Raw genomic sequence first — 6,708 nt, 5'->3', positions numbered from 1 at the left:
CCTGAGATTCGAGGAAATTTCTGTCCGCGTCGCTCACAACGACGAGGTCCGCCTGCCTGCCAACCATCGATCAAACTCCTGCTCTTGTGACAGGAGCCAAACAAAATGAAGCTTACTTTGGTTCCAGGTGACTAGCAGCACCGCCAGTGATGAATTGGCTCCTGCCCACTGTCGTTCCTTTTGTGTCAACTTCATCTTTTTCTCCGGCTAAAGGAAAGCAGAAACCGAATTGGCTTCTTGTCGGAGGAAACGATATTATGTCTTCAATATGGATCAATCGCCGGGAATGGACTTACATAAAGGACAAAATGTCCTCTATGATGTAACCATGGATAGTCTCAGCAGCCTTACCGCATTCGTTCATGCCGCCGAGCGACACAGCTACGTGGCGGCGGCCCGCGTCGCCGGTGTTTCTCCATCGGCCATCGGAAAGGCCATCGCTCGCCTGGAAGCGCGGCTTGGCGTCCGGTTGTTCAACAGGACGACGCGCAATATCAGCCTGACGGAGGAAGGTTCAGCCTTCTACGAACGCTGCAAGCGCATTATCGATGACAAGCATTATCGAAAGCCGGAAACGCCCGAAGGGACGCCTGCGCGTCAGCGTTCCGCATATCGTCGGTCATCATCTCCTGATGCCGATCCTGCCGGCGTTTGTCGAACGATATCCCGAGATCGAGCTGGATATCGACTTTGAGGATCGCGTCGCCGATCTGGTGACAGAAGGGCTGGATGTTGTCATTCGCAGCGGAGAACTTGCCGATACCGGTCTGATCGCCCGTCGTCTCGGTGAGCAGCATTTTGTCGTTTGTGGAAGTCCCGGCTATTTCGCGCGCCATACGCTGCCGACAACGCCAGCCGATCTTGCCGGGCATGCCTGCATACATTTCAAATATCCAACCAGCGGTCGCCTGGCGCCCTGGGCTTTTGCTCCTCCGAACGAAAAACTGATCTTGCCGAGGAGCCTGACGTTCAACAATACGGACGCGGGCTTGCAAGCCGCGCTGGATGGTTTGGGCGTTGCCCATTTGCCGGTCTATGTGGCGGCGACGCATATTCGCGGAGGATTGCTCGTTCCCGCCCTGGCCTCATACATGGTCGCGTTTGGTTCACTGTCCCTCGTCTGGCCGTCAAATCGCCAGTTATCACCGAAGGTTCGGGCCTTTGTGGATTTCGTAGCCGAGCATCTCGCCGATCGACCAGATGCTTTCCAGGCCCATGTGGCTCGCTCGCGAAATTCCTGATTTTCGTCGGAAATAAGCAGAACTAAGATCGCTCGTTAAATCTTGCTGCAAATATCAAACGCAAAAGTCCACCTTCGGAGAGGATTCTTTGCGTCGACCGCGCAGATCGGCGGGTATCGATCCGCCGAGGTGCAACGGCATTGCAGTTACTTCATCATTCCTGTCAGTTCGCCACCCACAGGATGCAGGCGACGCCAGCAAAGAAGACGGCCAGAACCAGAGCGAGCCTGACGAATATCCAGAGATCGTCTGCGTGATCGAACGCGACCCCGGTTCTGTTCTGCGTATTCCTGGACGGATGAGACAAGGTCACATCGCGCATGCGCGCCTGCATGTAATAAGCCCACCAGCGACCGTACATAGCCATTCCTTCCGATCAAAATGCACTTGTCCGAACGGACGATGCAAAGCTATCGGTTCGCGCATATGTTTTCGATTGGAGCAGACGGGAAGCGGCATAAGCGTTGTATAAGGACGCCAAGACGCGTTCGTCCGGCAGAGGCTTTATGCGGCCTTTATGAAACGCCGCCTTTTTCCGCATGGAATTCAAATACGAGGCGATCCACTTTCCTCTCAGAAGGATTGTGGTCATGTCTCTTGAGAAGAATTTCACTGCGTCGCCGGCCGAAGCCTCGATTGCCGACATTGATATCGAAGAAGGCCTGGATTTCTCGGAGGTGCCGCCGGCCGTCCGTTATGTCATCTGCCTCCTCATGACCGTGATGGCGACAGCCATTGCTGCAGGTTTCGACCGCTATGAGGCCATTCCCAACCTGTCGCTTATCTATGTCATTCCAGTCGTGATAGGCAGCGTGTTCTTTGGTTTTGGGCCGGCGCTGTTTTCCGCCGTCCTCGGCGCGCTCGCCTATAACTTCTTTTTCACCGAGCCGCGCTTTTCGCTTGCTGTGGCTGATACCGCCAATATCTGGGCGATCGTTTTGCTCTTCGTCGTCGCCTGCATCATCAGCGCCATCACCGCCTGGGGACGTCACAAGAGCATCGATCTCGAGAGAACGCGCCGCATGCAGGCGGCTCTGAAGACCTATGCGGGAAGGATGACGACAAGCCGCTCGCTGGAGGACTCGACGACGCTGACGCTTGCTGCCGTCACGGGCTTCTTCCAGTCGCCGGCAGTCGTCATCATCCGAGAACGGGCGGATGGCAAACCGCAGGTGACGGGCGCAGAACAACTGTCGGCCATCGAGATCGAGGCTGCAAGATCCGCGTGGGATTCGCGCCTTGCCGTCACTGGCGGCGTCTACCCCTATGACGAATCCCGCTTCGACTTCTGGCCCGTCGCAAACGCCTGCGGCCAAAGTGCCGTCATCGGCGTCGCCTTCGATCCGGACCGGCGCCCGGCCAATCCCGACGGCATGATGGATATCGTCGCCCTGGTCTTCGGCACCGCGATCGACCGCTATCGGGCTTGAACACCCGGGCCTGCGAGTTTTCACGCTGACGGTGGCAGCGAGCGCGCTTTGGCACTTATGCAATTCTTATTTGCCCTGCCCCGCGGCAATATCGATTTCATATGGGCTTTTCGGGCAAATTCCCTCGGCAATCCAGTCGATGACCTCGAGGAAGAAACCTATGTTCGGCCGCAACGGCGTAATTTACCTGGCGCGTGAACGCGAAATCATTGCCGGCAGCGCCCGAAACCGGAAGACCTATCGCCACTTTCTGGCGAGCCTGACGACTGCGGTCGTTCTGTTTCTCCTGCTGGCTGGTGCGATCGCCATCAGGCTGATACCGCACGGCACCTCCTTCTAGACCCGACCCTGTCCAGCCTGCGGCTGCAAAAAGCGTCATCCGATCGGGCCGGCATATTTCTCCGGCGGCAGGCCATCATGCGCGCGCATGATGGCCGCATGGCATTACCGGCCGAGCCAGCGATATTCCTGGATAGAGGCCTTGCCGGTCTTCTTGTCGTAGAGGCAGATCAGGTTGACGTTCTTGACCTTGCTCTTGCCCTTGCCCATCGAGCCGCGCAGCAGCACGGCAACCTTGCCCGTCGCGTCGTCGAAGACGATGGGAGCGGTCGCCTCTGGCGTATCCATGCCCGACTGGCCGATGCAGGTGCCGTTCACCTTGGCAAAAAGCGCATTCCACGCGGCATCACTGGAGGCAGCGGCAAACTGGGCCGATACCAGCATCGCGGTTGCCGCAATCGTCATTATCTTGATCATTTTCAAACCCTTGTTGAACGGTCGAATCRCCCATCGCGTGGGACCTGCTTAGTGATAGGCGAGCGGGGCCAAAACAAGGCGGCGCGCATCATACAGCACGACGCCCCACGATCAGCCTACCTCCGCCCGCAACCAGTCGAGCGCCGCGCGAACGCCGGCACCGGGCGGCTGATCGCTGCTCGTGACCATATGGTAGGTATGGCCGGCAACCGCAGGGCCGAACGGCTGGACCAGATGACCGGCCGCCAGCTCCTCCCGCACAAGCGCAAGGCTCAGCAACGCTATACCCTGGCCGGCGACGGCGGCCTGAATAGCATGGCTTTCATCCGAAAAATGCAACTGGCCACGGGGCGAAGACGGGACAAGACCCGCTGCCGAGTACCAGCGCTCCCAGGTCGGATTGAGCGGGTGTTGTCGCCGCCATTGAAAATGGATGAGCGGCACCTTATCCAGGTCGCCGATCCCCAGCGGACCGAGCCGGGGATTGACGACGGGGGCGAAGTCATCGGCAAACATTACCTCGGCACTCAGGCCGGGATAGGGGCCTCTCCCGTAGCGGATCGCGATATCGACACCGGTCTCGGTGAGACTGACCGCATCGTCGGAAGCGTGAAGCTGAAGGTCGATATCCGGATACAGGGCGTGAAAACGCGCCACGCGCGGAACGAGCCATTTGGACGTGAACGCGCTGGTGGCCGAAATCGTCACCCTGGCGCGTCTCTGGGACTGAACAAGACGGTCGAGCACGGCCTCGACGGCATCGAACCCGTCCCGCAGGACGGGATAGAGCTGCACACCCGCCTCCGTCAGCACCACCTTGCGGACCTGCCGGTTGAACAGAACAAGGCCGGTGTGATCTTCCAGGGACCGGATCTGATGGCTGATGGCCGTCGGCGTCACGCCGAGTTCCTCCGCCGCCCGCTTGAAGCTCAGCAAGCGGGCGGCTGCCTCAAACGCACGCAGCGACGACAGGGGTGGAAGTTTGCGCATGACCATGACGGATGAATTCAGTTCACCTGACAGCTGATGATTTGGAATTTGTCGAACACAGGATTTCCAGATCATTATCCCGACAAAGCCGAGGTCATCAAGATGATCTGATCTTGACCATCGCCGCGCAAGGAGCAATCAATGTTTGAACGTATCGTCACCCAACCGGACAATTATGAACCTTTCTTGCTGTCGCAGGGCATCAGGTTCGGCAATCTCCTGTTCATCTCCGGCCAGGCCGGCGCCGATGACGAGGGCCGGATCGTCGACGGAGGTTTTCGTGCACAGGGAGAGCAGGCCTTCGCCAATCTCCGCCGCGCGCTCGAAGCCGGCGGCTCGAGCTTGAAGGACGTTGTCAAGGTGACGATCTTCGTCACGGATATGAGGCATTTCCCCGATGTAGTGGAACTGCGCCGCAAATATTTCTCCGAGCCCTACCCCGCCGACACGATCGCCGAAATCACGGCGCTCTATGACCCCAAGGCGATGATCGAAATCGAAGCGATTGCCGCGACCGGCGGCCCAAGCCGCTGACAAGCGGCGTCAACGTGGCACCAGACACATCTCCGCCCCGAGCAGCAGCAGGCAGATGAGGAAGCCGCGGCGGAATGTGTCGGGCGCAATTCGCCCTCGCAGCACCTGCCCCGCCCACATGCCGGCCAGCGCCGGAAGAATGGCGAGGCAGGAGAGCGCAAGATTGCCCGCTTCGAAGGCGCCACGCAGCCCGAGCGACGCCGCAAGGGCGAACGTCGAGACGGTAAAGGACAGGCCGAGCGCCTGGACCAGATCATCCTTCTCAAGCGCGAGCGCTTGCAGATAGGGTACGGCGGGAATAACGAAGACGCCGGTACCGCCCGTCACCAGTCCGGTGGCAGCGCCAATGATGGGCGAAAGCCAAGGTTCCATCGCCGGTGGCACGCGGATCTGGCGGCTGAACAGCGCATAGGCGGCATAGAGCACCAGTGCCCCGCCCAGACCTCTGGTCGTCAGGCTGGTATCGCCTGTGGTCAGCAATGCCGATCCGAGAAGCGTTCCCGCAACAACTGCCGCCATCATCGGCCAGAACCGCCGCAGAAGCGGAAGCAAGCTCGGCCCCGCGAACAACTGCCAGATATTGGTCACTGACGACGGCGCAATCAGCAGGCTTGCCGCCGTCAGCGGCGAGGTCAAGACACCCAGGACACCCATTGCGACCGTCGGAAGTCCCATGCCGGTGACACCCTTGACGATGCCGGCGACAAAGAACGTGGCGGTGACGGCTGCGAGAAAGGTAATGGAAAGATCGGACATGCCGCATCGGTAGCAGCTTCCAGTATCGGCACAATGCGGAAGTCCCTCGCCCAGCCTTCGGCTGGTCCGAAGGCTGAAAATAGCCTATCCTTGAAAAATGCGTTTCGATCTGACCGACCTTCGCCTGTTCCTCGCCGTCGTCGATGCCGGCAGCATTACCCATGGGGCGGCAGACGTGGGCCTCTCGCTCGCCGCTGCCAGCGAACGCCTGCGCGACATGGAGGCGCTTGGCGAAGTCGCCTTGCTTGAGCGCGGCCGGCGCGGCGTCTCCCCGACTGAGGCCGGCGCGGCACTTGCTCATCATGCCCGCCTGATCCTCGGCCAGCTCAGGCAGATGCACGGCGAACTCGGCGAATATGCACGCGGGCTGCGCTCGACGATCAGCATTCTCGCCAACACGGCCGCCATATCGGAACACCTGCCGGAAAAGCTGGCTCACTGGATGGCAGCCAACCCGCAGGTGGATCTGCAATTGAAGGAGCGCCAGAGCGTCGAGATTGCGAGAAGTGTCGCAGCTGGCCACGCCGAGATCGGCATCCTCTCTGCCGCGGCTGAGATGGCCGGCCTGACGGCGAGACCCTTCGCGACCGATCGGCTCGTCGTCATCGTAGGCGGCGGCAATTCTCTGGCGCGGGAGAGCAGCGTCCATTTCGCCGATCTCGCAGGCGAACATTTCATCGCGCTTGCCGGCGGCGCCCTTCAGGATCACATCGATGCCCAGGCGAGCCGCATCGGTGTCAGGCTCAAGATCCGCGTGCGGCTGCGCGATTTCGAGGCCATCTGCCGGCTGGCCGGTGCAGGCGCCGGCATCGGCATCGTGCCGGATACGGCCGCCCGCCGTGCGAAGCGGTCATGCGGAATTGTCGTTGTCGGCCTGGCGGACGATTGGGCAACCCGACGGCTGGTGGTCTGCACGGCGCAAGGCGCGGACCTGCCGGTTCACGCCCGCAACCTTCTGGACCATCTGACATCGGCCTGAGCAATGTCTGGGTGTCCGACGA

8 protein-coding genes and 1 pseudogene are annotated in these 6,708 nt (G+C 60.3%); 5 read left to right on the top strand and 4 right to left on the bottom strand.

What is annotated here, in order from left to right:
* Nucleotides 1–328 precede the first annotated feature (328 nt).
* Nucleotides 329–1,241 (top strand): annotated as a pseudogene (locus tag AC1DF8_RS35060) (LysR family transcriptional regulator).
* Nucleotides 1,242–1,404: 163 nt separating this feature from the next.
* Here AC1DF8_RS35060 and AC1DF8_RS35055 read toward each other — a convergent pair.
* Nucleotides 1,405–1,608, bottom strand: a complete 204-nt coding sequence (locus AC1DF8_RS35055) for a hypothetical protein (RefSeq protein ID WP_162710225.1) — start codon at nt 1,606–1,608, stop codon at nt 1,405–1,407.
* A 223-nt stretch (nt 1,609–1,831) separates the two neighbouring features.
* Here AC1DF8_RS35055 and AC1DF8_RS35050 point away from each other — a divergent pair, with 223 nt between their 5' ends.
* Together AC1DF8_RS35050 and AC1DF8_RS35045 are read left to right on the top strand one after the other, a co-directional pair.
* A complete protein-coding gene (locus tag AC1DF8_RS35050; protein ID WP_478157368.1) occupies nt 1,832–2,671 on the top strand; it encodes a DUF4118 domain-containing protein in 840 nt (279 codons plus the stop codon).
* A 160-nt stretch (nt 2,672–2,831) separates the two neighbouring features.
* A complete protein-coding gene (locus tag AC1DF8_RS35045; protein WP_112968271.1) occupies nt 2,832–3,011 on the top strand; it encodes a hypothetical protein in 180 nt (59 codons plus the stop codon).
* 104 nt (nt 3,012–3,115) lie between these two features.
* Here the strand turns inward: AC1DF8_RS35045 and AC1DF8_RS35040 are convergent, their stop codons facing one another.
* Both AC1DF8_RS35040 and AC1DF8_RS35035 read right to left on the bottom strand, forming a co-directional pair.
* On the bottom strand, nt 3,116–3,427 hold the full coding sequence (locus AC1DF8_RS35040) for a hypothetical protein (protein WP_112547367.1): 312 nt from the start codon (nt 3,425–3,427) through the stop codon (nt 3,116–3,118).
* Nucleotides 3,428–3,538: 111 nt separating this feature from the next.
* Nucleotides 3,539–4,423, bottom strand: coding sequence for a LysR substrate-binding domain-containing protein (locus AC1DF8_RS35035; protein ID WP_478157366.1), 885 nt, complete (start codon nt 4,421–4,423; stop codon nt 3,539–3,541).
* Between the two features lie 135 nt (nt 4,424–4,558).
* Here AC1DF8_RS35035 and AC1DF8_RS35030 point away from each other — a divergent pair, with 135 nt between their 5' ends.
* Nucleotides 4,559–4,951, top strand: a complete 393-nt coding sequence (locus AC1DF8_RS35030; protein WP_478157364.1) for a RidA family protein — start codon at nt 4,559–4,561, stop codon at nt 4,949–4,951.
* A gap of 9 nt (nt 4,952–4,960) precedes the next feature.
* Here the strand turns inward: AC1DF8_RS35030 and AC1DF8_RS35025 are convergent, their stop codons facing one another.
* The gene (locus tag AC1DF8_RS35025; RefSeq protein WP_478157362.1) at nt 4,961–5,707 is read right to left on the bottom strand and encodes a sulfite exporter TauE/SafE family protein; all 747 of its coding nucleotides are present in this window, start codon (nt 5,705–5,707) and stop codon (nt 4,961–4,963) included.
* 97 nt (nt 5,708–5,804) lie between these two features.
* Between AC1DF8_RS35025 and AC1DF8_RS35020 the strand changes: the two genes are divergently transcribed.
* A complete protein-coding gene (locus AC1DF8_RS35020) occupies nt 5,805–6,686 on the top strand; it encodes a LysR family transcriptional regulator (protein WP_478157361.1) in 882 nt (293 codons plus the stop codon).
* The last annotated feature ends 22 nt before the right edge of the window (nt 6,687–6,708 follow it).

Source organism: Rhizobium sp. 05N49 (assembly GCF_056396805.1).
This window is presented reverse-complemented; position numbering and strand designations above follow the sequence as displayed.